We start from the raw sequence: 25,819 nt of genomic DNA on the forward strand, positions 1-25,819 counted from the left end.
TGGATGTTGCCTAGCCGTTTCTGGAGCGCGTTATCGGGAGGCGAGCATCTTCATCATCTGCTGGACATCGATCGATGCAAGACCGAAATTCCGCTCGGTGAGATCCTTGAGCTTCTCAGCCGTCATCGCCACGGTCTGGCGGATCTGTTCTTCGGTATGTTCGCTGGTGATGAAGAAACGCAAACGCGCCATGCCTTCCGGAACTGCCGGATGGATGATCGGCAGTGCGTTGATGCCGGCGGCAAGAAGATCGTTCGACAGTTGCACTGCCCGCAGTGAATCGCCGACCAGAACCGGAACTACGGAAAAGCCCGCGCTCAGACCCGTGTCGAGGCCAGCTTCCTGCGCAAGCTTGAGGAAGAGGGCACCATTGCGCCTCAAGGCGGCGACGCGTTCCGGCTCGCCTTCCAGAATATCGAGGCTGGCGATCGCCGATGCGGTCAGAACAGGTGCAAGGCCGACACTGTAGACGAAGCCGCCTGCGGTTGCCTTCAGCACAGCCGCCAGAGCGCCGCTACCGGCGATATAGCCGCCGCAGCTCGATGTCGTCTTGGAGAGCGTTCCCATCCAGATGTCGACCTGGCGCGGATCGATGCCAAAATATTCGAACGTGCCTTTGCCGCGCTTGCCGAGAATGCCGAGTGAATGGGCCTCATCAACCATCAGCCAGAAGCCGTATTCGGTCTTCAGCTTCACGATGGCCGGAAGGTTGGCGATATCACCATCCATCGAGTAGACGCCCTCGACGATCACCAGGATACGGCGGTAGTCGCCTGCAACCGTGCGCAGCACATGTTCCAGATCGTTCGCGTCATTGTGCTTGAACAGGCGCCGGGTGGCGCCGGAGAGCTTGATGCCGGCAAGCGCACTGTTGTGGATGAACTCGTCGTGCACGACGAGGTCCTTCGGCCCCATCAGGCAGCTGATTGCTGCGACATTGGTGAGGTAGCCGCTGACGAAACAGACGGACGCTTCGACGCCATAGAAGGCGGCAATGCGTTCTTCCAGTTCTGCGTGCGCCGGACGTTCTCCCGCCACGAGGCGGCTGGCCGATGCCGAGATGCCGAAAGTGTTGATGGTGTCGCGAGCCTGGGCCAGAACATGCGGATGCCGGTTGAGACCGAGATAATCATAGGACGCGAAGTTGATCAGCTTGCGTCCGTCGATCACCGTCGTTGCACCGGCGGCGGTCTGGTGCGCGCGGTAGAACGGGTTGTCGATGCCCAGCTGCTCACTGGCCATCTTCTGCGTCTGCACCTGCTTGTATTCAGGCAAATCCTCGAACCGCGTCTGCTTGCGCCTGACCGGGGGAGGAACGTCGCGTTCGGAACGAGCCATGCGGTTGCGTTCGGACGACTGATGCGCATTGCGCATCTTGTCCAGAAGGTTTTCCTTCAGGCTGCTGTTCATCTTCGAGACGCTGTTATGTTCCTCGTTATCGCTCATTGGCCGACTGCCTTCTCCACACCGTTGCCGGCATGGCGCTGGGTGAGCTCGTTGACGATCTTGTTGTCGGCTGGCTCGCTGTCTTCGCTGCTGCCCTGATCCCGCTTGCTGACTTTGTCATAAAGCTTGCGCGCTACATCGCCGACGGTCGTATTATCGGCGACGCCACTCAGCGGCATGTCGAAGCCGGTATTTTGCTGGAAGCTGATCCCCAGTTCCACGGCCATTAAGCTATCGAGGCCGATTTCCTTGAGAATCTTGTTGCGTGAGATCGTATCCTTCGACACGCGCAGGATAGCGGCAATCTCGCTGGCCACCAGATCATAGAGAATGTCTTCGGCTTCCTGTGGCGACTTTCCTTCGATCATCGCCACGAGATCCATGGTCGTGCCATCGCTGCCTGCGGTGTGCTGGTCAGCCGTTCGCAGGATGACCTTAAACAGGGCGTTGCGCACAACCGGCAGATTGCGCGCCGCTGCCCAATCAAGTTCGGAGATCATTGCCACGGCGGCATCCACCGTGCCCGGATCGGAGCGGATATAGCTCTCGACCTGGTTAAGGGCGGATTGAGCCTTCAGCGCCGTCTTGCCGATACGCTTGGAGAGCAGATCGTTGACGTCGGTGTTTTGCGCCAGATAGCCCTTGTCGGCGATCGCGCCAAAGCCGATGGCCAGTCCCGGCAATCCTTCAAGCCGCCGTGCGCGGGCAAGACCTTCGAGATAGCCGTTGGCAGCCACGTAGTTGGCCTGGCCTGGATTGCCGACCAATGTCGTTGCCGATGAGAACATGATGAAGTGTTCAAGCGCGTCCGTGCGTGTCAAGCGGTCGAGAACGGCTGCCCCTTGCGCTTTCACGTCGATAACCGGACGGTTGCGTTCGCGGTTGAGATTGTTGATCAGTGCATCATCGAGAACCATCGCAGCGTGAACAACGGTCTTCAGGGGACCAATCTGGCGAAGTGTTTTCAACAAAGCATCCGCAGCGGCCTCGTCGGTCACGTCGCAGGCATGAATGGTCGCCGAAACGCCCATGTTCTCCCAGCGCTTGATCACTTCGAGGGTCTCGATATCGGCAATGCCGCGCCGGGTAGCAAGCGCGATGTTGCGTGCGCCCTTTTCGACCATCCAGTTGGCAGCGGCGAGACCAAACCCGCCGATACCGCCAACGACCAGATGAACGCCGAGGCTATCGACCGACATGCGGCCAGCCGGCCGGTTGGAAACCTCATCGCGTCCTGCAACGGGCGGCAGTACGACGATCTTGCCGATATGGCCGGCGTTCTGCATCAGGCGGAAGGCATTGCCAATCTCGTCGAACCCGAAAGCACGGTAGGGCAGCGGCACCAGCTTGCCCTCTTCGAACAGCGCACCGATTTCGGTGAAAATCCGCTTCGTCAAATCAGGCGCATTGACCAGCAGCTGGTCGGCATCGATGCCGAAATAGCTGATGTTGCGGCGGAATGGCCGAAGGCCGATTTTGCTGTCCGCATAGTAGTCGCGCTTGCCCAGTTCGAGGAAGCGGCCGAATGGCTTTACCAACGACAGGCTCTGTTCCATGGCTTCGGCAAACAGCGAATTGAGCACCAGATCGACGCCTTCGCCGCCGGTGACGCCGAGGATGTCGTTGACGAAGGCCAGCGAACGCGAATCAAAGACGTGATCGGCGCCGAGCATTTTCAGGAAGCGGCGCTTTTCGCGCGTTCCCGCCGTGGCGATGACCTTCGCCCCGGCAAGTTTGGCAACCTGCAGAGCGGCAAGGCCGACACCTCCGGCCGCGCCGTGGATCAGGATCGTTTCGCCTGCCCGGATGCGGCCAAGCTCGATCATTGCGTAATAGGCGGTGAGGAAGGCAACCGGAACGGTCGCTGCCGCAACGGGGCTGACGGTTTCCGGCAGTCGGGCGACACCCGAGCGTGAAACGACAACATGGGTGGAAAAGGCTGCAGGCGCGATCGCCATGACAGCATCGCCAACCGAAAGATCCTTGACGCCGTTGCCGATGGCAACAACATGGCCGGAAAGCTCCATGCCGATCGTTGCTCCGGCAAAGCCGTCTTCGAGCGCTTCTTCCGGCAGAAGTCCCATCGCCCACATCACGTCGCGGAAGTTCAGACCGGTTGCAGCAACCGCAACGACGACATCGTTCGGGCCTGCCTGCGGGATTTCGGACTGCTCCCAGGCAATGCTGCCGACCTGCGAACTGACACGCTGGCGGATCGTTGCAGCCTTGAAATCGATCGTCTTGCGCAAGCTTTGGTCGACCGGACCGGGGACGGCACGGATCTCCGAAAGGATACCGCTCTTTCCGTCAAGCAGCCATTCGCGGTTTCCGCTGGCATCGCCAAGCATCGAGATCGCAGCGGCAAGCTGATTACCGACGCTGGCCTTGGGGCCAGTGAAATCAAGCGAATGGATATCGAGGAAGTCATATTCGTTCTGCAGCACGCGGGCGAATGCCCACAGGCCACTGTTGACGCTAGAGCCGGACACATCCTTGTCGCGCGTGCTCAGCGTGACAGGTGCACCACCTTGAGCCGCGATCACGAGGCAGGGACGTTGATCGGCTGCAGGCTCCGCATGGGCATAATGCTGGCGAAGCGCTTCGGCAAAGGCACTGAGCGACAGAACGCGATTTTGCAGAGCAGCCGAATCCTGACTACGATCCGCTGTTGTCGGGGATGACAGATAGACCGCCCGTACCGGCTTCTCGTTCAATCCCTCGATCGCCTCGGCGATCTTACGCTTGTCGGCCTCAAAATCACCCGTCAATTGTACCTGGATAAGAGGCGCCTGAATGGCATCCTTGCCCGAAGGCAGTTTGTTCTGCAGGCTTGAAACACTGCCTTCATGCAGAACGAGTACCGGCCTTGCAACCTCTCCCGGCTGCGTATCAGTAGCCTGGGTGGCGTCGGTAAACTGACCACCTTGCGCTTCGACGGTAATGATGTTTCCGTGCGATAGCTCGCGATCTTCAACGGTGATATTGCGCAAGCCCAGATCGGTCAGATCTTTCTGCCATTGCGTCACCGTTGCCAGCTTGCCAATGGGGAACTCGACGGCCTGTGTGCGGGCGAACCAGCTCTCGGTCAATCCGAAAGCAAAATCGCTGAACACTGTCGGTGCATTGGTGGCAGCGATAAGTGCCCCATTTTCCTGCAGGCAGACGCGCAGGGCATTGCGGATGGCGCCATCTTCATCGATCAGTGTAAAAATCGTGTCCGAAGCACTGACAACGAGATCGAAAGCGGGAAGGGTTGAGAAAGTGTCCTTCTTCAGAACACGGACATGTGCGTCTTCCTCGAAGGCGATTTCGAGATTGCGCTGGGCATTTTCGCGTGGTTCGACAACGATCAGGCTGGCACTGTATTTTGCAGCCAAAGTTGCCAGCTTGCGGGTGAAACCGGCAGAGACAGTGCCCGCCTCGACAATCCGCAGGTCGGTTTTGCCATTTTCGCTGGTCAGGGCCTTTTCGACCGCCGCCAGAACCAGATCCATGCGTTGGCGGGTGGATTGGGAGTGAACGGTCTGGTGGTCAAGCGTCGCATCGCTGATGAAGCTTTGCTGTTTGCTCAGCGCTTCAACCTCGTTGCCCGATAGTTCGGAGGCAAAAAGGTCGTCGATCCTGTCAAGCGCCTCAGCGTAGGAGTTGTTGATCAGCACCGCCTCAACGGCGCGCTCCGAGCATTCGCCGTAAAGCTCCTTGAGGATATCGCCGACCGGAGGTAACGAGTATTCTTCGGCAATCTTCCAGCTGCCGGCCTTGTGGTCGCACAGGCCTGCGTCTTCAAGGACATAGAGACAGTTGGCCAGGAAGCAGCGGAATGCAAAATCGCCGGGTAGCGACCGTGTATCGACCTTGGCCGTGTCCTTGCCGAGCTTAAGTGCTATTTCGTGGCAAGCGCGGTAGATTGCCGCGTTGAACAGCAGTGTCGTGTTGTCGATGCCGTTCTCTTCCATTGCGGGAAGCAACGGCAGCGGCAGTGTCTTCGATCGCTCCAATGCCGCAAGCGGCGCAGCACGGTCGGAAGACACGGCTTCGTAGTGGAAGGACAGCATGTCCAGTGTCTTGTGCTGGCGCAGATAGGTCCGGCGGAAGCGGCAGTCGTCGAATGCTGCGATGAGTTCGCCTGCCTTGCCGAAGAAACGGAACTTTGCCTTGATCGAATTTGGGCTGATGCGCTCGATTTCGACCACGGCCCGCTTGACGGTCAGGCCGGAATTCGTGAGGCGAACTGAGCCGAAGCGCACCGGAATATAGGGTGCCCCGCCGGCATCACCGGTAAAGCGGTCAAACAGCGCGACCATTCCATGGAAGGTTGCATCCACGGAAATCGGATTGAGGCTGTAAGTGACAAAGGGGTTCCCGGTCTTCTCGGGCTCTTTCAGCTCGACGTCGATGAAACGGTCGCCATAGGAGACGGCCCTTACCATCAACTGGAAGCGCGGACCGTAATCCAGGCCGAATTGACGGGCAGTCTCGTAGGCTTTCGCAGGCGTTACAGTGGCCGTTTTTTCCAGGTTGGCAAAGGCGTTCCCGGAGGCAATCTCGTCGGACGGGATCGGCTTGCGGCTTCGTGCGACCGCATGCACAGCCCAGTCGTCTTCGGAAAGACGCTCACGAGAGCGGATTTCGATATCGCCGGTTTCCGGCGACAGGATGGTCGACAGTTCCATCATCCGGTTGTCGGCAAGCTCCAGCGGCCGCACGATCTCCAGATTGGTGATATCGACTTCTGTGGTGCCATAGTATTGCTGCGCAGCCGAAATGGCGATCTCGATGAAACCACTGCCCGGCAGGATAGCCTTGCCATCGACGATATGCTCCGCCAGATCGGGAAACAGATGCGCGTCGATATGGTTCTTCCAGCTGCCGCTATTAAGATCAGCCCGCCAGCCAGCCAGCGTATAGGGAGTTTTCGAGCCGCGGCCGAACAGGTCGGTGGCGTCACTCGTAGATGCCGGGCGCAGTTCGGTCTGTTCGAACGGCAGGTTCGGAAGGCGGACAAACGCGTTGCGCTTGCCAAACAGTCGCGCTTCGTCGAAGGCCGCGCCATGGGCAATCGCACGCGACATTGCGCGGGAGATCGGATCCTGGCCCTTTTCACCGCCGTCGCGCAGCAAGGTCGCAACGACCGTACCGGGAATTGATGCTTGCTTGACCGTTTCCTTGATGTAGGACGAGAGGATTGGCCGCGGTGAGATTTCAATGAACAGGCTGCAGCCGAGCTCAATGGCTGCCTCAGTCGCAGCTTGGAAGCGGACCGGTTCGCGAACGTTCTTCCACCAGTAGTCGGGATCGAGCTGCGTGCCATCCATGCGCGCACCGGTGACGGTGGACAGGTAGGCAAGCTCCGTTTTGCGCGGCGCAATATCCGGGATATCGGCGAGGAAGGCCTTCTTGGCCCGATCGATGATCGGGTGGTGGAACGGATAGTTGATGTCGAGAATCTGGACGGGGATCTTCGCCTTGCGGGCGGCATCGCGGAAGGCGGAAACCTCGTGTGCAGGGCCGGAAATCGTTACGGAGTTATGCGCGTTGATAGCGGCAACGCAGATTTGCTCAAGACCGCGCGACTTGGCAAAAGCATTTGCCGCATCTTCACCGAGCATGGCGGCGGCCATCGTGCCCTGACCGGCCAGGAGATCCTGGTGCAGCGAGCGTTTGGCAACGATCGAAACAGCATCCACCAGCGATAGAGCACCGGCGGCATAAGCCGCAGCGATTTCACCGACCGAATGACCGAACACGGCCGTGGGCTTGATGCCCATGGCGACAAGCGAATCCGACAGCGCCGCCTGGACCGCAAACAAGAGCGGCTGGGCGTACTTGGTGTCGGACAGCTTCCTGTCCAGATCCGGATCTGTCAGCAGATCCGTCAGCACGATGTCCGAATGGAACTTGAACAGAGCACTCACCGAGGTGAAACACTGGCGGAAATGCAGGTTTTCGCGGAAGGCCTCGACACCCATGCCGGCCCATTGCGAGCCGTTACCGGAGAAGACGAACGCAACCTTTGCATCCTTCGTCACCGCTTCGCCGGTCTCGCCGATATCGGATGCCGGCTTTTCAAGGTGGCTGGCAATAGCCCGAATAATGTCTTCAGGATGGTCGCTGCGCGCCGCGAAACGGTGGCGCATCTGCGTACGGTTAGCACCGGACGCGGCAATGACGGCCCGGGCTTCATCCTTGGAGGTCTTGGCGAATGTCGATTTATACGACTTCAGCAATTCCTCAAGGCTGCCCACCGTATGGGCGCTTGCCATGAAAACATGGCCGGTGGCGTTGTTACGGCTGCGTTCGTCCTGAATAGGGTCTGGATCGCTGATCACGACGTGGGCATTGGCGCCGCCAAAGCCAAAGGAGTTGATGCCTGCCAGGCGCGCGCGCTTGCCGCGCAGCAGTTCAATCGGGTTGCCGGTCACGCGAACGTTCAGACCGTCGAAATCGATGTTTTCGTTTGGCGTGTCGAAGTGCAGAGACGCTGGCAGATAGTTGTTTTCAAGTGCCATGACGGCCTTGAGCATGCCGAACAGACCGGATGCCGGCTCCGTATGGCCGATATTCGATTTGATCGAGCCGATCGGTACCGGCGCCCGCCGGTTGGCGCCGATCACCGTACCGATCGACCAGACTTCGGAGGGGTCGCCGACCTTGGTGCCCGTTCCATGGCCTTCGACGAAGGCAACCTGGTTGGAATCGATATTGTTGCCTTCGTAGATGGCGCGCAGGAGATTGGCCTGTGCTTCTCGCGACGGCAGCGAAATGCCGTTGGTGCGTCCGGCAGAATTGACGCCGGTCGCAACAATCTTGGCGTAGCTGCGGTCTTTTTCCTGCCGTGCCCGGTCGGAACGGCGCAGAACGAACACCACACCACCTTCGGCGCGGACATAACCGGCGCCGTCATTATCATAAGCGCGGCAGAGCCCTTCCGGCGACAACATGCGCGCCTGCGCAAAGCCGACAAACGGCAGCGGGTGGGCAAGGACATTGATGCCGCCGACGATCGCCGTATCGATTTCACCCGCGTTCAGCGCGCGCATCGCCTGATCGAGCGCAACCAAGGACGACGAACAGGCGGTATCGACCGTCATGCTCGGGCCGCTCAAGCCGAAAATATGGGAAATACGGTTGGAAACGATAGAAAGCGTGTTTCCAGTCATGAAATAAGGACCGGCGGCAGCGGGATCTTCCACGGTCAGATTGGCGTGGTCGAGGCTGGACGCACCGATATAAACGCCGACATTTTCACCATGCAGCGACGGGACGGAAATGTTGGCATCTTCCAGCGCGCGCCAGGCCAGTTGCAACAAAACCCGCTGCTGCGGGTCCATGTGCATGGCTTCGCGCTGCGACATGCCGAAGGCTGCCGGGTCGAAATCATAGATACTATCAAGCACTCCGGCGGCAAAGGAGTAGGTCTTGCCTGGGTTGCCGATGACAGGGTGCCAAAAGCGTGCAAGGTCCCAGCGATCAGATGGAATACGCGTGACCGTGCATTTGCCCTGGCGCAAGATTCGAAACAACGCCTGCGGCGAATTCGCGCCAGGGGCGAGACATGCGCGCCCTATGATTTCAACTGTCATATTATATCGAACGCTCTGAACTGCTGTGAATGATCTTGCTGATTGCACTTGATACACGAAAAAGCAACCTGAACTTCTTCCCCTGATCCGTGGATCATTTCGGCATTCTTTGGGTTTCGGCTATATTAGCATCTTTTTTAAGTCATCTTCACGAGGTTTCAACCCTTTTGTGGGAACATACACGGGGTACTGTGCGGCCCAAGACAATTATAACGACAGGCCGTAACCCATTGTGGAGAACCTATTGCCAGAAAGGCGCACTGCGAATTATTTAAGCGGATGTGACCGTGAATGGCTTGTTGTGGGACAACGATTGTGCTTTTCAAGGGCAATCGGAATTCCGATTATTAGAATGCAGCGGCACCTTTGGTAATACAAATACCAAAATAGGGTCGATTTCGGAGTGCGTTAATTGAACCGTTTGAATGCAATCCTGGTTTGCGCCCTTCTCACGGGATGTCAGGCAGTTCCGGGCGAAGGTCCCCTTTCTTCCGCAATTACCAAGGATGCCGGCCTTTCGGCGCAGGAAATCGGCCGGCAAAACACGGTCGCTTATGACATTGTCGACGTGGATGCCCGTTCGGCACGCCTCGTTTCCGACTATGTGGCAACGGCACTCAATCGCCGCTTCGGTATCGGCGGGGGCGTTGGCCGCGTCGTTATCGGTGTTGGCGACGCACTCAAAGTGACGATCTTCGAAGCTGGCAGTGACGGCTTGTTTTCTACAACAGATTCGAAGCAGACGAATATGGACCTGGTCGTGCAGCCGAATGGCATGGCGACGATCCCGTATGTCGGTCCGGTCCAGTTCGCAGGGAAGACTCTGGAGCAGGCCCGCGAGACAATTCTCGCTGCTCTTGTGAAGAAGGCCGTCGAACCCGATGTAATTGTCACCAGCTTGTCGACAGCATCGCGCAACGTCACCGTGTCAGGTGCGGTCGGCCGCGCGTCCGTCGTGCCTTTGAGCCTGGTCAGCGAGACGATTAACGAAGTCATTGCCAAGGCGGGCGGCCCGGTTGCTCAGCCTTACGAAACCTACGTGACATTGGTCCGTGGCAAGAAGACCGGTACGGCACTGTTGAAGTCGATCATCGAAAATCCGTCGGAAAATGTTCGGGTCCAGCCCGGCGACCAGATTTTCGTGACGCGCGAGCCCCGCACGTTTACGGTTCTCGGTTCGACCAAGATCAATAAACGTGTCGAATTCGGCGCCAGCGAACTTAATCTGCTCGAAGCTGTGGCGCTTGCCGGTGGCGGTAATGACACCACTATCGATGCCAAGGGTTATTTTGTCTTCCGCTACGAAGAGCCGGACGTCGTCATGAGCCTTCTGGGCACCGAACGGTTCAATGCCATGTTACGCAAGGGCATGGCTCCGGACAGCGTTGGGCGTTATCCGATCGTTTACCGTCTCAACATGACCCAGCCGGATAGCTTGATTGTTGGACAGACATTCCCGGTCAAGAGCCGCGACGTGATCTACGCATCCCGCCATCCGTCCGTCGACCTTTCGAAATTCATGGCATTCGTGGCTAGACCAATCGGCATTGCAAATGGCGTGACGAATGTCGCGCAGGATATTCAAGATCTCGAAAACTGATTGCTCTCTACGGAGCACTATCCGCACAATGAAAAAACCAGCGCTCGAGCAGAGCGCTGGTTTTTTCATTTTTTGACCTATTACGTTTTCTCTGCTCGGTCAGAAGGAGAGATCGAGCACCCGGTCTTCGAACAGGCGGTTACGGGAGCCTTCGAGGTGGAGGCGCATGGCTTTCTGCGCATCGTCGGCGCGGCCATCGGCGATGGCCTGATAGATGGCGTTGTGTTCTTCGAAGACTTTTTCCAGTCCGAGCCGTGGCCCCATCAGTGACAGGCCGTGCAGGTGCATGCCGACGGCGATGTGGGGCTTCAGCGCTTCAATGGAGGCGGTGTAGTAATGATTGTTGGCGGCCTCGGTGACGCTTCTGTGGAAAACGAAATCGGCATCGGTGCGGTGCAGTTGATGGCTGGTTGCCTCGCGCAGGTCGGCAAGGGCGGCGGCGATCTTCTGGATAGCGGCATCGTCGCGGCGCTGGGCGGCAAAGAAGGCGGCGACCGGCTCGATCGTCAGGCGAAACTCGTAGCAGCGCTGGATATCGGCAATGGTCTTGACCGGCGAATAGGCAAGATGCGTGGCGGGCGATGCCTGGGCGCTGACAAAGGTGCCGGCCCCTTGGCGCGAATAGACCATGCCTTCCTCGCGCAAACGCCCCAGCGCATCGCGCACGATCGGACGGGAAACGCCCATGATCGATGCCAGTTCATGTTCGCCGGGCAGGCGAGAGTCCGGCGGATAGTTGCCGGAGCGGATGCGCTCGCGTAGCTGGTCGAAGACGCGATCAACCAGCCGCACGGATTTGACGCGCTCTGGTTTGGCGTTTGGGCCGGGCTCTTCGATTGCGGGGGCATCCTGCGCCATTTTTTTTACCACGCCTGTTTTTCGATCCTTGTCCTGTGGGACGTTGTTTCACTTAGCAGATTCTCGGGCACGAGTTTTAGCAAAGAATCGATACTACCGAAGCCCCCCGATTTGACTGCACAGCAGATTACCCGCCTGTCCTGGGTTTCGATTTGAAACCACGGAATGCCCGCCTCGATCTCGCCGGAGGGAATCAGCACACTGGCGCCGAGCGCTTTCAAGATCGCCAGCGCCGTGTCGCCGCCGCCCATCATCAGCATGTCAGGGTGAGTCTGCTCGACCACCTGCCGAATGCCGTCGGCAAAGCGGGAAACGACGTGGTCGGGGTTCGATGTCTGCTCGCCGGAGCACCTGGCCACCGCAGGAAGCCCATGGATCCTCGCCGACAATTCGCCGGCCGGGGCATCGGCGATCGCCACAAGTTGCCGGTGTTTGGCGAGATGTTCGATCTGGGCCGATGTAATGGGATCGCGCGACCCGAAGGCGAACAGGGTGTCCGTGGGTGGCGGGAACGGGGGGCGAAGGGTAGCCGGTCTTGTCAGCGAGCGGGCAAAGGCGCTGCCAAGGCCGCGCGCGCCAACGAAGACCATGGTGGACCAGTCGGTTTGTCGAACCAAATCGTCCAGTTCGGCATCGGTGTTGGCATCGTAAACATCGATCGCCAAAGCGTTTGTGGGAAACAGGGTGCGGATCGGCAGTGGTATCTCGACACCCCGGCCTGTGACAGCGCCATCGATGGTGAAGCGCTGTTGATCCGGGATGGCGGGTGCCACAATGATCCGGTTGCGGCCGGACATCCCGGCAAGCGCAATACTTTCTGCAGCGACATTGCCCTTCAACCGCGAATCGATTTTTTTGAAGAGAATAAGCGGCTTGGTTGAACCCAGCGAGCCAATCGCCGCCCGCATCTTCTGCGCCGCCTCATCAGCAGGCAGCGCCCGTGATGCTGTGTTGATCACGATGACATCCGGGTTGAGCTGGAGCGCCTCGCTCACGGCTTCGACGTCGATTGCCACTGCCACCTTCAAGCCTGCCTCGACAAAGGGCGTGCCGGTATCGAGCGCGCCCGTCAGGTCGTCGGCAATGATGGCGACGAGCAGCGTCATCCGGGCAGGCCCTCCGTCACGGCATGACAGGCAACCATGTGGCCCGGGCGGGCTTCGCGCCATTCCGGCACCACCTTGCCGCAAACGTCCATGGCGATCGGGCAGCGGGTATGGAAACGGCACCCGGCGGGCGGCGATAGCGGGCTTGGCACATCGCCCTGCAGGACCTGCCGCTTGCGGCTGCGCTCATGCGCGGGGTCGGCCTCAGGCACGGCTGAGAGCAGCGCCTTGGTGTAGGGATGCAGCGGGTGCTCGAACAGCTCCTCACGGGTTGCAAGCTCGGCAAGGCGTCCGAGATACATGACGCCGACGCGGTCGCTGATATGGCGAACCACCGCAAGGTCATGGGCGATGAACAGATAGGTCAGTCCGTATTTCTGCTGCAGGTCGAGCAACAGATTGATGATCTGCGCCTGCACGGAAACGTCGAGCGCCGAGATCGCCTCGTCGCAGACGATGAATTTGGGCTGGCAGGCAAGAGCGCGGGCAATCGCCACGCGCTGGCGCTGGCCGCCGGATAGTTCGTGTGGATAGCGGGAGGCAAAACGTGGCGGCAGGCCGACATCGGCCAGCAGTGTGGCGATCCGGTTCTTCAGTTCGGCCTTGGTCGCAAGCTTGTGAAACAGGATCGGTTCGCCGACGGCTTCGCCGATCGTCATGCGTGGGTTGAGCGTCGAATAGGGATCCTGGAAAACGATCTGCAATTGGCGGCGGTAGGGCCGCATCGCCTTTTCGTCGAGCTCGACGATATTCTTGCCCTGATAGATCACCTTGCCCTCGGTGGCCCGATGCAAGTTGAGCAGGGTGAAGCCGGTGGTGGACTTGCCGCAACCGGATTCGCCAACGAGGCTCAGCGTCTCGCCTTCGAAAATGTCGAAATTGACATCGTCGAGTGCATGCACGGTGGCGGCGCGTTCGCCAAAGGCGCCGAGCCGGACGTGGAAATGCTTCACCAGATGTTCGATGCGCATCAAGGGTTGGGCAGCCATCACGCAGCCTCCAGTTTTCTTTGGGCGACGAAGCAGGCGACGCGGTGCACTCCGCCTTGGCTCAGGCCTTCCAGTGTCGGTATACGCTCATGACAGATCGCCTCCGCGAGCGGACAGCGCGGCGCAAACGGACAGCCTTTTGGCCGGCGGCCGGGCTCCGGCGGGGTGCCGCCGATCGAACTGAGGCGCGTCGAGCGTTCGTCGGAGAGTTTCGGGATCGAGGCGAGTAACCCTTGCGTATAGGGATGGCTCGGATTGGCAAACAGCGCATCCACCGGCGCATCCTCGACAACAGTGCCGGCATAGAGCACGTTGATGCGGTCAACGAGACCGGCAATCAGCGCCAGGTCATGGGTGATCCAGACGACGGACATGCCGAGCTTGTCGCGCAGGTCCTTCACCAGATCGACGATCTGCGCCTGGATCGTCACGTCGAGCGCCGTGGTCGGCTCGTCGGCGATCAAAAGTTGCGGATTGCAAGCCAGGCCGATGGCTATCATCACGCGCTGGCGCATGCCGCCGGAGAGTTCGTGTGGGTAGGCATCGAGACGATCCTCGGCGCCGGGAATACCGACCAGCTTCAAGAGTTCGCCGGCCCGCTTGCGCGCATCGGCCTTCGACATGCCACGATGATAGATCAGCGGTTCGGCCAGTTGCTGGCCAATGCGCATCACCGGGTTGAGCGAGGTCATCGGGTCCTGGAAAATAAAGCCGACCTCACCGCCGCGCACCTTGCGCAGTTCGGAATTCGACATTTTCTGCAAGTCGCGTCCGGCAAAATTCGCCTCGCCCTTGGTGACCCGGATCTTGTTGGGCAAAAGCCGCATCATGCTCAGCATGGTCAGGCTCTTGCCGCAGCCGGATTCGCCGACGATGCCAAGGGTCTCGCCTTTGTTCACATGCAGATCGATGCCATCGACGATGGTCGCGGGACCATTGCGGGTTTCGATCTCTATGGTCAGGCCCTTGACGTCGAGCAGGCGCTCGCCGGTCCTGGCCGATGGTTGTGAATTGGCCAGCATCATTTTGCTCCGCGCGGATTGAGGGCGTCGTTGAGCCCGTCGCCGAGAAACGAGAAGGCGACAGAGGCGAGGCCAAGGACGGCGGCGGGTGCGGCGAGCAGATGCGGATAATGCTGCCAGACGCGCAGGCCATCGGAGATCATGTTGCCCCAGCTGGGGGTCGGTGGATTGACCCCGACGCCAAGGAAGGAGAACGCGCTTTCCAGTACCATTGCAGTGCCGAGCCCGGCGCTCACCGCGACGATCAGCGGGCCGAGCGCATTCGGCACGACATAGCGCATCAGGATGATGCGGTTGGTCAGCCCCAGCGCCTGGGCGGCGGTGATATAAGGCCGCGACCGGATCGACAGCACCTGCGCACGGACGAGGCGGGCATAGGGCGGCCAGGAGATCAGCGCCATCGAACCGAAGACCAGTAGGAAGTCGACCCAGATGGTTTCGCGATAGACCGGATTGAGCGTCGCCAGATAGCGGCTCTCCATCCAGCTGGTGATCGGCGATTTCAGCGAGGCATTAATGACGACAACGAGCAGAAGGTTGGGGATCGACATGGTCATGTCGGTCAGCCACATGACGATCCGGTCGAGCCAGCCGCCGAAGAAGCCAGCGAGGGCGCCGAGCGTGACGCCGATCAGGACGGCAATGAAAGTGACGACGATGGCGACGAGGAATGCGGTGCGCGTGCCGTAGACGACCCGGCTGAAGACATCGCGGCCGAGATCGTCGGTGCCGAACAGGTGCGACAAAGACGGGGCGATATTGCGCGAATTCAGATCCTGGCTGAGAAAGTCGTAAGGGGTCAGATACGGCCCGAAGATTGCCGCGAAGGCCAGGATGACGACGACAACGAGGCCGAAGACCGCAAGCTTGTTGCGCCGCAGCCGGTGCCAGGCGTCACGCCAGAGGCTGACGGGTGGTTCGATCTCGATGGGGGTGCTGGTCATGGGAACGACGGACATGGTCAGCGGCTCCTTCTTGTATCGTTGGCGCGGGGATCGAGCAGCGGATAGAGCACATCGACCAAAAGGTTGGAGATCATCACCAGGAACGAGCCGATCAGCGTGATGGCGAGGATGACGGGGTAATCGGTATTGGTCAGCGCCTGAACGGTGAGGCGGCCAAGGCCGGGCAGGCCGAAAACCAGCTCGACGAAGATCGCCCCGTTGACGATGGTGATCATGATCAGGCCAAGCTGGGTGACAACGGGGGTCAGCACCGGGCGCAGGATATGGCGCAGCGCGACGACGACTTCCGGAACGCCCTTGGCACGGGCCGTGCGGACGAAATCTTCAGACAGCACCTCGATCACGGCAGCGCGGGTCTGGCGCACGATCAGCGCGATCGGCTGGAAAGAGAGAACAAGCAGCGGCAATATGATCCGCACATCAAAGATGCCGCCCCAGCCATAGGGCACGGCCGAACCGGGCAAGATCATGATCAGCATCACCATCAGCATCGGGCCGGCGACATAAGCCGGGATCGCCCAGAGAAACAGCGCCGAGCCGAGGATGGCATAGTCGGTGCGGGTATTCTGGTTAAGTGCCGCGATCAGCCCGAGCGGAATGGCGACGACGGCGGTGAGAATGACGGAACAGAGCGCGAGCTTGAAGGAAACGGGGGCGGCGGCTGAAATCATTGCCCAGACGGAACGTCCGGAGCTCAGAGAATTGCCGAAATTGCCATGCAGAAGGTTCCAGATATAGCTGCCGAACTGGACAAGGAACGGCCGGTTGAGGCCAGCACTTTCGCGGATCGCCTCGATGCGTTCGGGATTATAGGCGACGTCTCCGGGCGCGCGCAGAAAGATCAGCTTGATCGGATCGCCGGCACCGAAATAGGCCAGCGCATAGACGCCGAGCATGACAAGAAGGACGGAGGGGACCCAGACGACGAAACGGGTCGCGATGTAACGCAGCATGGCAGTCTCCCACCCTTGGTTTCAGAAGATGATGCTTCGAGCTTTGCCCTGCGGCAAAGATCCGCAATCATACTCCAGCAATGGCAATCTGTGCGGAAGCGGTTTCCGCCTCCGCACAGCAGATGTCGGTTGTGGAAATTGCCTTAAGCGATGGAAATGTCCCAGGGGGCTACAACCTGCCAGTCGAGGTTCTTGTCGATGCCGGTGACCTTGTCAGTCGCCCAGCGTGACATCGCCTGGGCGTACCAGGGGATGAAGCTCCAGTCCTCGCGGAAGGCCTTCTGGGCTTCGAGCGCCAGTGCCACACGCTGCGGATCATCCACAGACTTGGTGGCGGCCTCTGCCAGCAGGCTATCGACCTTGTCGTTCTTGTAACCGCCAAGCTTGTTCTGCGCATTCGACGAGGTCGAGGCGATGGAACCGGCGAGATAGGACACCGCATCGGGAACGCGGGTGCCGACGTCGTCGCGGAAGATCTGCACCGCGTTCTGGTCGGGGCCTGCATAGGCATCCTGCTGCGGCTTCATATCGACGGCGGTAATGCCGAGGTTCTGGCGCCACTGTTCGGCGATGAACTGGGCGGCAGCCTCAATGGCCGGGCCGGAAATGCCGACGAAGAGAAGCTTGGGCAGGCGTTCCGGGCCACCATAGGTCGATTCAGCGAGAAGCTTCTTGGCGCCTCCCGGATCGTAAGGGTAGGGCTCGAAGCCGGACGTGTCGGCGCCGGGGACGGAGTTGATGACTTGGTCGGTCTTCTTGTGCGGACCATCCGGGAACGAAGCCTTCATCAGGCCTTCGCGATCGACGGCCATGATCAGCGCCTGGCGAACCTTCGGATCATCCATCGGTGCGCGCGCCGAATTGAACCAGAAATGCTGGCTGGTCGGGATCAGCGGGCCTTCGGCGAAGCTGGCGCCAAGGTCCCGAATGATGGTCGAGGTGACGAGTTCCGTATGGGCATTGTATTCGCCTGACTTCAGCAGCGATGTCGCGGTAACGTTGTCCTCGATCGAGTCGATCTCGATGCGGGCCAGTTTCGGCTTCGGGCCGAAGAAGTTTTCATTGGGCTCGAACACCAGCTTGCCGGCATCGAGATCGATGCTGGTCAGCTTGAACGGACCGGAATAGACGGCGTCATTGGTCGGCATGTACCAGTCGGCGACTTCCTCGCCATCTTCACCGCGCGACTGCGAGGCTTTGGTGATCGGCGCGATATGGTTGCCAAGCCGCATGAAGAAGATCGGATCGGCTTCTGTCAGGGTGACGACGACCGTACCTTCGTCCGGCGTGGCGATGCCGGAAATTTCCTTGGACTTGCCGGCGCCGACTTCGGCATAGCCCGCGACCTTGCTCAGCACCTGGTCGGCGCGCTGGTTCTTGGTGTTCGGCATGGCCGAGACGTTCCAGGAGCCCTTGATGTCCTCGGCTGTGATCTTGCTGCCGTCCGAGAACACGGCCTTCGGGTCGATCTTGAAGGTCCAGGTCTTGTTGTCGGCGGCCGGTTCCCAGCTTGTAAAGACGTAAGGGTGCAAATCGCCCTTGCTATCGAAATACATCGGCGATGCCCACCAGGCGGAATTCCAGCGATACGGAGGACCGCCGCCGCGCAGTGGCGACCAATCCTGGTTGAAGGCCGGATGCGCGACCTTGAGCACCTGGCCTTCCTGAGCCATGACGATGCGGGCGTTCAGGCCGAACAGGCCGAGCGCCACGCTGGTGCCAAGGCCGAGTTTCAAGGCGTTACGGCGAGTGATCTGCGGCTGTGACGCGCCGGCTTCATTGTTTTGATTAGACATCTGATCCTCCAATAGATGCTGTCATCGCGCCCTCCTTCTGCCGGTTCAGGACAGCTTGCCGCGCCATGATGAGGCCGGACACTGGATCGTTATTGTAAATATGTCAACATTAATTCTTGGTCATATTCGGTTCTTATGGCGATTCATAAATAAAATTCATATTTTTCAATGTGATAATTTTCTGTTGAAATTTTCAACGCGGATTTTTTCTTGACAAGTTGTTATAGTTGAGGAAAAAGCGGGAGGGCTGCAGCCACGGGATGGCAGGACGGTCGCGGAGGAATTTGCAAAAATGACGATTCACAGGATTACCGGCGTCTATAGCGCCGCCACGACGCCGCTCAATGCTGACGACACGCCTGATCTTGGCCTTTTCACCGCCCATTGCCAGCGGCTTCTGAGTGAAGGGTGCCACGGCGTGGCGCTGCTGGGTACGACCGGTGAAGCCAATTCGTTTTCGTCCGCCGAGCGCCGCGATATCCTTGAGGCAGCGCTGAAGGCAGGCATATCCGGCGATCAGCTGATGCCGGGTACCGGCGTTGCCGCCATTCCCGAGACGATCGAGCTGACACGGCATGCGCTGTCCCTCGGTGTTAACAGCGTCGTCATGCTGCCGCCCTTCTATTACAAGGGCGTATCGGACGAGGGGCTGTTTGCCGCCTATGCGCGGATCATCGAGACAATTGCCGACGACCGGCTGCAGGTCGTGCTCTATCACATTCCCCAGGTGTCCGGCGTTCTGCTAAGCTTGCCGTTGATCGGCCGGTTGATCCAGGCCTTCCCGGATACGGTGGTCGGTATCAAGGATTCGGCTGGTGATTTCGCCAATATGGAGGCGCTTCTTGCCGCATTCCCGGGTTTTTCCGTGCTTGCAGGTGCCGATCCGCTGCTCTTGCCGCTGATCAAGGCCGGTGGGGCGGGCTGCATTACCGCGACCTCCAATCTGGTCGCAAACTCCCTGCGCACCGTCTATGACCATGCCAATGATCCGGCCCGTGCCGCCGATGTCGAAACGGCGCAGGCGCGCATCAATGCCTATCGCTCGCTGTCCAACTCCTACGTCCAGATCCCAACGATCAAGGCAATGGTTGGCCTGAAGAACGGCAGTGCCGCCTGGGCGCGCCCGCGTCCGCCGCTGATGGCGCTGAGCGCTGCGGATCAAGCGGATCTCGCCGTCAAGTTTGCGCAATTGCCATAAGGGGGGGGTGGATCATGACATCCGGTTCCGGCCTGAAACCTGAGCAAATTCCGCCGCTTATGAATGGCTTGGTTGGACCGGGCGGCGAGGGGGGCTATCGTTTTGATGCCTTCCTGCCGTCGCCCTGTGTGCAGAACCACGCCGCCAATCTGGCTTTCCTTGCCGATGGCACGCTGACCTGTGTCTGGTTTGGCGGCACGATGGAGGGCATGGGTGACATCTCGATCTACATGTCGCGGCTGCCTGCCGGGTCCGCCCAGTGGTCGGATGCGGAAAAAATGTCAGACGATCCGCAGGAGTCCGAGCAGAACCCACTGATGTTCACAGCGCCGGATGGCAATGTCTGGCTGATCTTTACCTCGCAGACTTCGGGAAACCAGGACGGCGCGATCGTCAAGCGGCGGATCTCCGCTGATGGCGGGCGCACATTCGGCCCCGTTGAAATCCTCTGCGATAGCCCTGGCACATTCGTGCGCCAGCCGATCGTCGTCAACGCCAGGGGCGACTGGCTGCTGCCGGTGTTCCGCTGCATTGGCGTGCCTGGCCAGCGCTGGACAGGTGACGCCGATACGGCCGCCGTTCTGATCTCGCGTAATGCCGGATCCAGCTGGGATATGGTCGATCTGCCCGGGAGTATCGGGGCCGTTCATATGAATATCCTCCCGCGTGGCGATGGGCGTATGGTGGCCTTCTTCCGCAATCGCTTTGCCACGCAGATCCTGCGCAGCCGTTCCGATGACGATGGCCTTACCTGGAGCGCGCCGGTGGAAACAGCGTTGCCCAACAACAATTCATCGATCCAGGCGGCCGGCCTCAAGGATGGCCGGATCGCAATCGTCTACAATCATTCCAATGTTCTGGCATCCAGCGATCGGCGCCTTTCCCTCTATGACGAGATCGAGGCGGAGGAGGAGGCGCAGGCCGTGCCAGCGGAAACGGTATCTGCAGCCGATGGCAGGCCGAAGGCGATCTGGGGTGTGCCTCGTGCACCGATGAGTCTTGTCTTTTCCGGTGATGCTGGAGAGACCTTTGGTGTTCCCGTTCATTTGGAAACCGGCGACGGCTATTGCCTCACCAACAATTCCAAGGATGCCCTCAACCGCGAATACTCCTACCCTTCAATCGTCGAAGGGCCGGATGGCGCGCTCCATATCGCCTACACCTATTATCGCCGGGCGATCAAATATGTGCGGTGGAGCCCGGATACGGTTTTTAGGCCGTCCTGCGTGCTCGAGTAGCGCTTGTCGCCGCTGCTGGCGAAGCAGTAATTTTTACAACTGTGAAAATCGGGCGCCAACCGAACAGAAAACGAATGGATATGGGTTCGTTTGTCAGTCCAATCCTGATTGGCGCGGGAATTTTAGGATTATTTACAAGATATCTTCTCGGTTTTTAACAAGGCTCCTTCTCGGTCCCGATTTTTTGAGAGAGACTAAAAGCCCGGAAAAGTTCTAAATTTAATCAACAGAAACAGATATTTATTGTATTTCAGAACACGGATGTGAGGGTGAGCGGCGATAAAACATGGCTTCGGTACGCCTTGGTGCTTGCCAAGAATGGTAGTTTTATATAACAAATTTACATGTTGGTTGCGATCTTCAATGGATGCGGCAACGAAAACAACGAGGACATGTCCATGACCAGCTTGAGCGCACCCATCACGATCATCCGTCCGGATATCATCGAGTTTGGCGTCGGTGTGGCCGGTAGACTTGGAAAATGGGCTGGGGACCGAGGGTTTGGACGCATTCTCGTTGTGTCGGATGCCTTCAATGCATCCCGCGTCGACATCCTTGAGTTGCCGGGGAATGTCGCCGTTTTTTCACAGGTAAAGCCCGAGCCCGATGCGGACAATCTTGATCTTGTGCTGGCAGCAGCCGATGCGGCGCAGGCCGATCTGATCGTTGGCTTCGGCGGCGGTAGCGCCATGGACCTGGCCAAGCTGGTTTCGGTGCTGTCCGGCTCTACGCAAACACTGCGCGACGTCGTTGGTGCCGGTAAAGTGGCCTCGCGCCGCCGCGTTGGGCTGGCGCAGGTGCCGACCACGTCCGGGACCGGCAGCGAGGCCGGTATTCGCGCCTTGGTCACCGACCCGGCAACGCAGGCAAAGCTGGCGGTGGAAAGCATCCATATGCTTGCCGACATCGCCGTCATAGATCCGAGCCTCACCTTCACCGTACCTGCCGCGACGACTGCCGCAACCGGCGTCGATGCCATGGCCCATTGTGTCGAGGCTTTTACCAATCGCAAGGCACACCCGATGATCGACCTCTACGCGATCGAGGGCGTACGTCTGGTCGGGCGTTATCTTGCCCGGGCCGTGGCTGATGGTTCGGACGCTGAGGCGCGGGCCGGCCTGTCGCTCGCGTCTCTGTATGGCGGCTTTTGCCTCGGCCCGGTCAATACCGCCGGTGGCCACGCGCTTGCCTATCCGCTTGGCACGCGCTGGCATGTGGCGCATGGCGCCGCCAATGCCTTGATCTTTCCGCATGTGCTGGCGTTCAACACGCCGTCGGCCGCAGAAAAGACGGCGATAGTGATCGCGGCGCTGGATCTGCAAGCCGGCGCCGATCAGGCCTCGGTCTTCGATGCGGCATTCGGTTTCTGCGCCGGGCTCGGCATCGAGATGCGGCTCTCGGCCTTGGGCGTGCCCGAGACGGATCTCGGTATCATGGCCGATGATGCCTTTGCCATCCGCCGCCTGCTCGACAACAATCCGCGCGATCTTGAGCGTGCCGACATTCTTTCGATCTATCAAGCCGCCTATTGATTGGAACTATCCTGCCACGGGAGAGCCGCAGTGCAGGAACGGCCCGAGCGCCGCACGGAGGACTGAACATGAGCACATCGCGCGTAGCCGTCACGCTGGGAGATCCGGCAGGCGTCGGCCCGGAAGTCATCGTCAAGGCGCTGGCGTCCCTGCCGGAAGCCGACCGGGCGAACTTCATCGTCGTCGGCAATATCGAGGCGCTGGAGCGGGCAAACGGGGTGACGGGAACGGAATTGCATTTTTCTGCAACCCCCGCCGCAGGCGCCATCGCTGTCGATGAGGTTGTAATCGATGGAAAGCTGCCGGAGATCGGCAAGGTGAGCCCGGTCGCCGGTGATGCCTCGGTGCGCTATATCAAGCGCGCGGTCGAACTGGCGCTGTCAGGCGCAGTCGATTGTATCGTCACGGCACCGATCAACAAGGAAGCGATGAACCTCGCCGGTCATCATTTCGACGGCCATACCGGCCTTCTCGCCCATCTGACCGGATCGAAAAGCTCCTTCATGCTTTTGGCGTCCGAGCGACTGAACACCATCCACGTCTCCACGCACGTCTCGCTGCGCACCGCCATCGAGCGGGCGACTGTCGAGCGGGTGCTGGCAACGATCGAGGCAGGGCACCGGCATTTCCTGCGTCTCGGCCACAAGGCCCGTATCGCGGTCGCCGGCATCAATCCGCACTGCGGCGAGGGCGGTCTGTTCGGCGATGAAGACACGAAATTCCTGGTACCGGCGGTCGAGCTGGCGCGAGCCAAGGGTATCGATGTGGTCGGCCCGATCTCCGCAGATACGGTCTATGCCCGCGCCTATGGCGGCGCCTTTGATCTCGTCGTGGCGCAATATCACGATCAAGGACATATCCCGATCAAGCTGGTTGCCTTCGAGACTGCGGTCAACGTCTCCCTCGGGTTGCCGATCGACCGGGTATCCGTTGATCACGGTACGGCGTTCGATATTGCCGGCACCGGCAAGGCCAATCACGTCAACATGCTGTCGGCGATTGACTACGCACGGCTGGTGGCGCGGTCCCCACGGGTTACCTCTGCCTCCTAAGGCAGTGGACGGGCTTCAATTTTCATCGAAAATGTCGCTGCGAATCTCACGCCGGATGAGCTTCAACGAGCGGTCCGGCTGGATCGTATAGGTCTCATAGGCTACCCCGGTCAGGGTGCGGAACGAATTGTGCACGACGCTGCCGACCGGCGATTTCGTCAGTTTCGTGCGGGGTTGGCCGCCATAGGTGATGCTGCCGGGGATCGGCTCCACATCCGGCGTTGTGCACGAGGCCAGCATCAGCAAGGCTGCACTGAGAAAAAAGAGAGATTTCATCGAGCCTACTCCGCAAGGGCGTCTATTGAGAGCACGTAATGTGATCGGTGGTGCTTTCAAGTTTGGCCGGTGTTTCGTTTCTTTCCCAGCCCTGGAAGCGCCTTCAAGGCCGGTCGGTTCATTTGGCCTCAGGGACCTTCTTCAGCTTGACGCTAAGCGCGGCAATGCAAAGTGCAATGGCAGGTGTATGGGCCGTGAAATACGGGCCGTCGTCGATCTTGGCGGTTCCACCTTGTGAATCCCAACTGACGCCGCCAACACAACCCGGCGCAAGGCTTTGCGCGAGAAGATAGGCGTCATCAAGCCCGGCAGTAAAAGCAGGCAGGCTGCTCTCGTCGCCATTGTTGGGGTAGAGCCAAACGACGTTTCGTTCCTGTTCGCTGCCATTCTCCTTGTCTGCCTTCACATGACGCTTGTAACCCATGACGATCCCGATGGAGATATCGAGTTCCTTGCTGGGTTCCTTGGCGTTCTGGAGTTGCAGGATCAAATCGGAAATTGCCATTATCGGAACTCAATGCTTCATTTCAATACGGCCTTAAGTAGACCGGTACCGAAGCGCAATCAATATCAATGCAATCAATCGGCGGTCTCGTCCGCACCGCCTGCACCGGGCAGCAAGAACGGCGAGGGGCCTCTTGGCAGAGGAGGTATGACGATCACGCCTGCATGTCGTAGGGGCGACGCTTGCCGCTTGGGAGGCGGTGCCAACCCTCGGGCAAGAGTCTTAGTGCTTCGGCCTGTCCGGGTTTGAGACGGGAAAGACGAAATGAAGCTGACCCGACTTGATCGAGGCGCGCTCGATCAATGCCCTGTGCTCTTCCCGCATGGCCTGAGACCGTTCCCGGAACGCCCTCGAGCGTGCCAGCACTGCCTGCGTCCGCGCCGTAATCTCATCAACATGGCTCATGTCTTGCCTCAACGGTTATCCGGTGGAGTGAGCTTGCCAAGCAAAAGCACAACGCCTACCGGCCTGCACAGTTCCATATGTTCACTATATGTTCTATTTTCGAGTGAGAGTCAAGGCACGGGTAGCGCTAAGCCCCGCGCTTGGTTCTGACTAAGAAGGACCAGTTCACCAGGAGGAAAAATGGTGCCCGGAGGCGGATTTGAACCACCGACACGCGGATTTTCAATCCGCTGCTCTACCAACTGAGCTATCCGGGCATCCTGCCTTGCGGCGGTGGTTCCTTTTTAAGAACCGTGGGGCGGTTGGTTGCGCCCCGGAAGCGAGCGGGGTTATAACATCTTGTTCGACGGTGTCCAGCACCAAATGACGTTTTTTCGACAGGAAAATATCATTTGGTGCAAATAATTGAAAAACAACGGATATCCCGCGAAATCCGACCGTTCTCAATCCTCGCCGTCGGCTTTCGATTCATCATCGGCCACTGGAATCGCGTAGGAGCCGGTCAGCCATCTGTTGAGATCGACATTACGGCAACGGTCGGAGCAGAACGGGTAATGTTCACGGTGCGACGGGCGCCTGCACTCGGGGCAGGTCACTGCCTTGCGCAACGGCGCCACGTTCGAGGCGCTCTTGGTTTCGTCTGAGCTCATGGCCTTTTAGCCCTTCATCCAGCTGTCATGCACGTCATAGCCTTCGCCTGAAAGCAGGCTGACGGTCTCATAGAGCGGCAGGCCGACGACATTGGTGTAGGAACCCACCAGCTTGACGACAAAGCTGCCAGCGATGCCCTGGATGCCGTAGGCGCCCGCCTTGCCGCGCCACTGGCCCGAGGCCAGGTAGCTGTCGATGTCGTGGCTGGAGAGGCGCTTGAAGCGAACCTTGGTATCGATGACCTTCTGGCGCACCGTCTTGTCCGGCGTGATCAGGCAAACGCCGGTATAGACGCGGTGGCTGCGGCCGGACAGAAGATGCAGCGCGCTTGAGGCTTCGCTGACCAGTTCGGGCTTTCCCAGGATGCGTCGACCGACGGAGACGACGGTATCAGCGGCAAGGATATAGCTTCCCTCCCAGCCGGGTTCGCCCTTGATGGCAGCAAGTGCCGCTCTCGCCTTTTCGGCAGACAGCCGCCAGGCAAGCGAGCGCGGATGCTCGGTGCGCTTCGGCGTCTCGTCGAGATCCATCGGCATCAGGCGCGCGGGCTCGATGCCCGCCTGCGCGAGCAGTTCGACACGCCGCGGCGAACCGGAGGCCAGGATCAGCTTATGTGTCAATGCCATCGCAACAGGGCCATCGAT

The 25,819-nt window shown here is 59.6% G+C and carries 19 protein-coding genes and 1 tRNA gene; 5 read left to right on the forward strand and 15 right to left on the reverse strand.

Features of this window, described 5'->3' with window-relative positions; all coding sequences use genetic code 11:
• Window positions 1-30: 30 nt before the first annotated feature.
• Together ACQY8Q_RS15905 and ACQY8Q_RS15910 are read right to left on the reverse strand one after the other, a co-directional pair.
• Window positions 31-1,446, reverse strand: coding sequence for an aminotransferase class I/II-fold pyridoxal phosphate-dependent enzyme (locus ACQY8Q_RS15905; protein ID WP_428427460.1), 1,416 nt, complete (start codon window positions 1,444-1,446; stop codon window positions 31-33).
• Window positions 1,443-9,029: a type I polyketide synthase gene (locus ACQY8Q_RS15910; protein ID WP_428427461.1), complete on the reverse strand. Its 7,587-nt coding sequence runs from the start codon at window positions 9,027-9,029 to the stop codon at window positions 1,443-1,445. Before ACQY8Q_RS15910 ends, ACQY8Q_RS15905 begins: the two co-directional genes overlap by 4 nt.
• A gap of 412 nt (window positions 9,030-9,441) precedes the next feature.
• Here ACQY8Q_RS15910 and ACQY8Q_RS15915 point away from each other — a divergent pair, with 412 nt between their 5' ends.
• Window positions 9,442-10,629: a polysaccharide biosynthesis/export family protein gene (locus ACQY8Q_RS15915; protein WP_428427462.1), complete on the forward strand. Its 1,188-nt coding sequence runs from the start codon at window positions 9,442-9,444 to the stop codon at window positions 10,627-10,629.
• Window positions 10,630-10,728: 99 nt separating this feature from the next.
• Here ACQY8Q_RS15915 and ACQY8Q_RS15920 read toward each other — a convergent pair whose 3' ends face one another.
• The 7 genes from ACQY8Q_RS15920 to ACQY8Q_RS15950 all read right to left on the reverse strand — a co-directional run bounded on the left by ACQY8Q_RS15920 (window position 10,729) and on the right by ACQY8Q_RS15950 (window position 18,318).
• The gene (locus tag ACQY8Q_RS15920) at window positions 10,729-11,487 is read right to left on the reverse strand and encodes a FadR/GntR family transcriptional regulator (RefSeq protein WP_428427463.1); all 759 of its coding nucleotides are present in this window, start codon (window positions 11,485-11,487) and stop codon (window positions 10,729-10,731) included.
• Window positions 11,488-11,492: 5 nt separating this feature from the next.
• Complete coding sequence (locus tag ACQY8Q_RS15925) at window positions 11,493-12,593, reverse strand: four-carbon acid sugar kinase family protein (protein ID WP_428427464.1); 1,101 nt, start codon at window positions 12,591-12,593, stop codon at window positions 11,493-11,495.
• Window positions 12,590-13,582, reverse strand: a complete 993-nt coding sequence (locus ACQY8Q_RS15930; protein WP_428427465.1) for an ABC transporter ATP-binding protein — start codon at window positions 13,580-13,582, stop codon at window positions 12,590-12,592. Before ACQY8Q_RS15930 ends, ACQY8Q_RS15925 begins: the two co-directional genes overlap by 4 nt.
• Window positions 13,582-14,604: an ABC transporter ATP-binding protein gene (locus ACQY8Q_RS15935; protein WP_428427466.1), complete on the reverse strand. Its 1,023-nt coding sequence runs from the start codon at window positions 14,602-14,604 to the stop codon at window positions 13,582-13,584. The genes ACQY8Q_RS15930 and ACQY8Q_RS15935 overlap by 1 nt, the downstream gene beginning before the upstream one ends.
• On the reverse strand, window positions 14,604-15,563 hold the full coding sequence (locus ACQY8Q_RS15940; RefSeq protein WP_428427467.1) for an ABC transporter permease: 960 nt from the start codon (window positions 15,561-15,563) through the stop codon (window positions 14,604-14,606). Before ACQY8Q_RS15940 ends, ACQY8Q_RS15935 begins: the two co-directional genes overlap by 1 nt.
• Before the next feature lie 2 nt (window positions 15,564-15,565).
• The gene (locus tag ACQY8Q_RS15945) at window positions 15,566-16,522 is read right to left on the reverse strand and encodes an ABC transporter permease (protein WP_428427468.1); all 957 of its coding nucleotides are present in this window, start codon (window positions 16,520-16,522) and stop codon (window positions 15,566-15,568) included.
• Window positions 16,523-16,665: 143 nt separating this feature from the next.
• Window positions 16,666-18,318, reverse strand: a complete 1,653-nt coding sequence (locus ACQY8Q_RS15950) for an ABC transporter substrate-binding protein (protein WP_428427469.1) — start codon at window positions 18,316-18,318, stop codon at window positions 16,666-16,668.
• A gap of 292 nt (window positions 18,319-18,610) precedes the next feature.
• On the opposite strand from ACQY8Q_RS15950, the gene ACQY8Q_RS15955 reads away from it, so the two are divergent.
• The 4 genes from ACQY8Q_RS15955 (at window position 18,611) to pdxA (ending at window position 23,338) form a co-directional block, all read left to right on the forward strand.
• A complete protein-coding gene (locus tag ACQY8Q_RS15955) occupies window positions 18,611-19,516 on the forward strand; it encodes a dihydrodipicolinate synthase family protein (RefSeq protein ID WP_428427470.1) in 906 nt (301 codons plus the stop codon).
• Between the two features lie 14 nt (window positions 19,517-19,530).
• Window positions 19,531-20,754 carry a sialidase family protein gene (locus ACQY8Q_RS15960; RefSeq protein WP_428427471.1) on the forward strand — a complete coding sequence of 408 codons (1,224 nt, stop codon included), beginning with the start codon at window positions 19,531-19,533 and terminating at the stop codon, window positions 20,752-20,754.
• A gap of 398 nt (window positions 20,755-21,152) precedes the next feature.
• Window positions 21,153-22,286 carry an iron-containing alcohol dehydrogenase gene (locus ACQY8Q_RS15965; RefSeq protein WP_428427472.1) on the forward strand — a complete coding sequence of 378 codons (1,134 nt, stop codon included), beginning with the start codon at window positions 21,153-21,155 and terminating at the stop codon, window positions 22,284-22,286.
• Between the two features lie 68 nt (window positions 22,287-22,354).
• The gene (gene pdxA / locus ACQY8Q_RS15970) at window positions 22,355-23,338 is read left to right on the forward strand and encodes a 4-hydroxythreonine-4-phosphate dehydrogenase PdxA (RefSeq protein ID WP_428427473.1); all 984 of its coding nucleotides are present in this window, start codon (window positions 22,355-22,357) and stop codon (window positions 23,336-23,338) included.
• A 15-nt stretch (window positions 23,339-23,353) separates the two neighbouring features.
• Here the strand turns inward: pdxA and ACQY8Q_RS15975 are convergent, their stop codons facing one another.
• From ACQY8Q_RS15975 to ACQY8Q_RS16000, 6 genes are all read right to left on the reverse strand, one after another.
• Complete coding sequence (locus ACQY8Q_RS15975; RefSeq protein ID WP_428427474.1) at window positions 23,354-23,614, reverse strand: hypothetical protein; 261 nt, start codon at window positions 23,612-23,614, stop codon at window positions 23,354-23,356.
• A gap of 118 nt (window positions 23,615-23,732) precedes the next feature.
• On the reverse strand, window positions 23,733-24,119 hold the full coding sequence (locus ACQY8Q_RS15980) for a hypothetical protein (RefSeq protein WP_428427475.1): 387 nt from the start codon (window positions 24,117-24,119) through the stop codon (window positions 23,733-23,735).
• A 222-nt stretch (window positions 24,120-24,341) separates the two neighbouring features.
• On the reverse strand, window positions 24,342-24,524 hold the full coding sequence (locus ACQY8Q_RS15985) for a hypothetical protein (RefSeq protein ID WP_428427476.1): 183 nt from the start codon (window positions 24,522-24,524) through the stop codon (window positions 24,342-24,344).
• 181 nt (window positions 24,525-24,705) lie between these two features.
• Window positions 24,706-24,781 (reverse strand) — tRNA-Phe (locus tag ACQY8Q_RS15990).
• A 186-nt stretch (window positions 24,782-24,967) separates the two neighbouring features.
• On the reverse strand, window positions 24,968-25,174 hold the full coding sequence (gene yacG, locus ACQY8Q_RS15995) for a DNA gyrase inhibitor YacG (protein WP_428427477.1): 207 nt from the start codon (window positions 25,172-25,174) through the stop codon (window positions 24,968-24,970).
• Window positions 25,175-25,180: 6 nt separating this feature from the next.
• A complete protein-coding gene (locus ACQY8Q_RS16000) occupies window positions 25,181-25,801 on the reverse strand; it encodes a Maf-like protein (RefSeq protein ID WP_113242772.1) in 621 nt (206 codons plus the stop codon).
• Between the last annotated feature and the right edge of the window lie 18 nt (window positions 25,802-25,819).

It is taken from the genome of Pararhizobium sp., from assembly GCF_965279435.1.
Lineage (GTDB): Bacteria > Pseudomonadota > Alphaproteobacteria > Rhizobiales > Rhizobiaceae > Pararhizobium.

Bases quoted from the DNA above. Each gene is read 5' to 3' on its own strand.
- ACQY8Q_RS15905 (WP_428427460.1), bottom strand. From the start codon at position 1,446: ATGAGCGATAACGAGGAACATAACAGCGTCTCGAAGATGAACAGCAGC.
- ACQY8Q_RS15910 (WP_428427461.1), bottom strand. From the start codon at position 9,029: ATGACAGTTGAAATCATAGGGCGCGCATGTCTCGCCCCTGGCGCGAAT.
- ACQY8Q_RS15920 (WP_428427463.1), bottom strand. From the start codon at position 11,487: ATGGCGCAGGATGCCCCCGCAATCGAAGAGCCCGGCCCAAACGCCAAA.
- ACQY8Q_RS15925 (WP_428427464.1), bottom strand. From the start codon at position 12,593: ATGACGCTGCTCGTCGCCATCATTGCCGACGACCTGACGGGCGCGCTC.
- ACQY8Q_RS15930 (WP_428427465.1), bottom strand. From the start codon at position 13,582: ATGGCTGCCCAACCCTTGATGCGCATCGAACATCTGGTGAAGCATTTC.
- ACQY8Q_RS15935 (WP_428427466.1), bottom strand. From the start codon at position 14,604: ATGCTGGCCAATTCACAACCATCGGCCAGGACCGGCGAGCGCCTGCTC.
- ACQY8Q_RS15940 (WP_428427467.1), bottom strand. From the start codon at position 15,563: ATGTCCGTCGTTCCCATGACCAGCACCCCCATCGAGATCGAACCACCC.
- ACQY8Q_RS15945 (WP_428427468.1), bottom strand. From the start codon at position 16,522: ATGCTGCGTTACATCGCGACCCGTTTCGTCGTCTGGGTCCCCTCCGTC.
- ACQY8Q_RS15950 (WP_428427469.1), bottom strand. From the start codon at position 18,318: ATGTCTAATCAAAACAATGAAGCCGGCGCGTCACAGCCGCAGATCACT.
- ACQY8Q_RS15955 (WP_428427470.1), top strand. From the start codon at position 18,611: ATGACGATTCACAGGATTACCGGCGTCTATAGCGCCGCCACGACGCCG.
- ACQY8Q_RS15960 (WP_428427471.1), top strand. From the start codon at position 19,531: ATGACATCCGGTTCCGGCCTGAAACCTGAGCAAATTCCGCCGCTTATG.
- ACQY8Q_RS15965 (WP_428427472.1), top strand. From the start codon at position 21,153: ATGACCAGCTTGAGCGCACCCATCACGATCATCCGTCCGGATATCATC.
- pdxA (WP_428427473.1), top strand. From the start codon at position 22,355: ATGAGCACATCGCGCGTAGCCGTCACGCTGGGAGATCCGGCAGGCGTC.
- ACQY8Q_RS15975 (WP_428427474.1), bottom strand. From the start codon at position 23,614: ATGAAATCTCTCTTTTTTCTCAGTGCAGCCTTGCTGATGCTGGCCTCG.
- ACQY8Q_RS15980 (WP_428427475.1), bottom strand. From the start codon at position 24,119: ATGGCAATTTCCGATTTGATCCTGCAACTCCAGAACGCCAAGGAACCC.
- ACQY8Q_RS15985 (WP_428427476.1), bottom strand. From the start codon at position 24,524: ATGAGCCATGTTGATGAGATTACGGCGCGGACGCAGGCAGTGCTGGCA.
- yacG (WP_428427477.1), bottom strand. From the start codon at position 25,174: ATGAGCTCAGACGAAACCAAGAGCGCCTCGAACGTGGCGCCGTTGCGC.
- ACQY8Q_RS16000 (WP_113242772.1), bottom strand. From the start codon at position 25,801: ATGGCATTGACACATAAGCTGATCCTGGCCTCCGGTTCGCCGCGGCGT.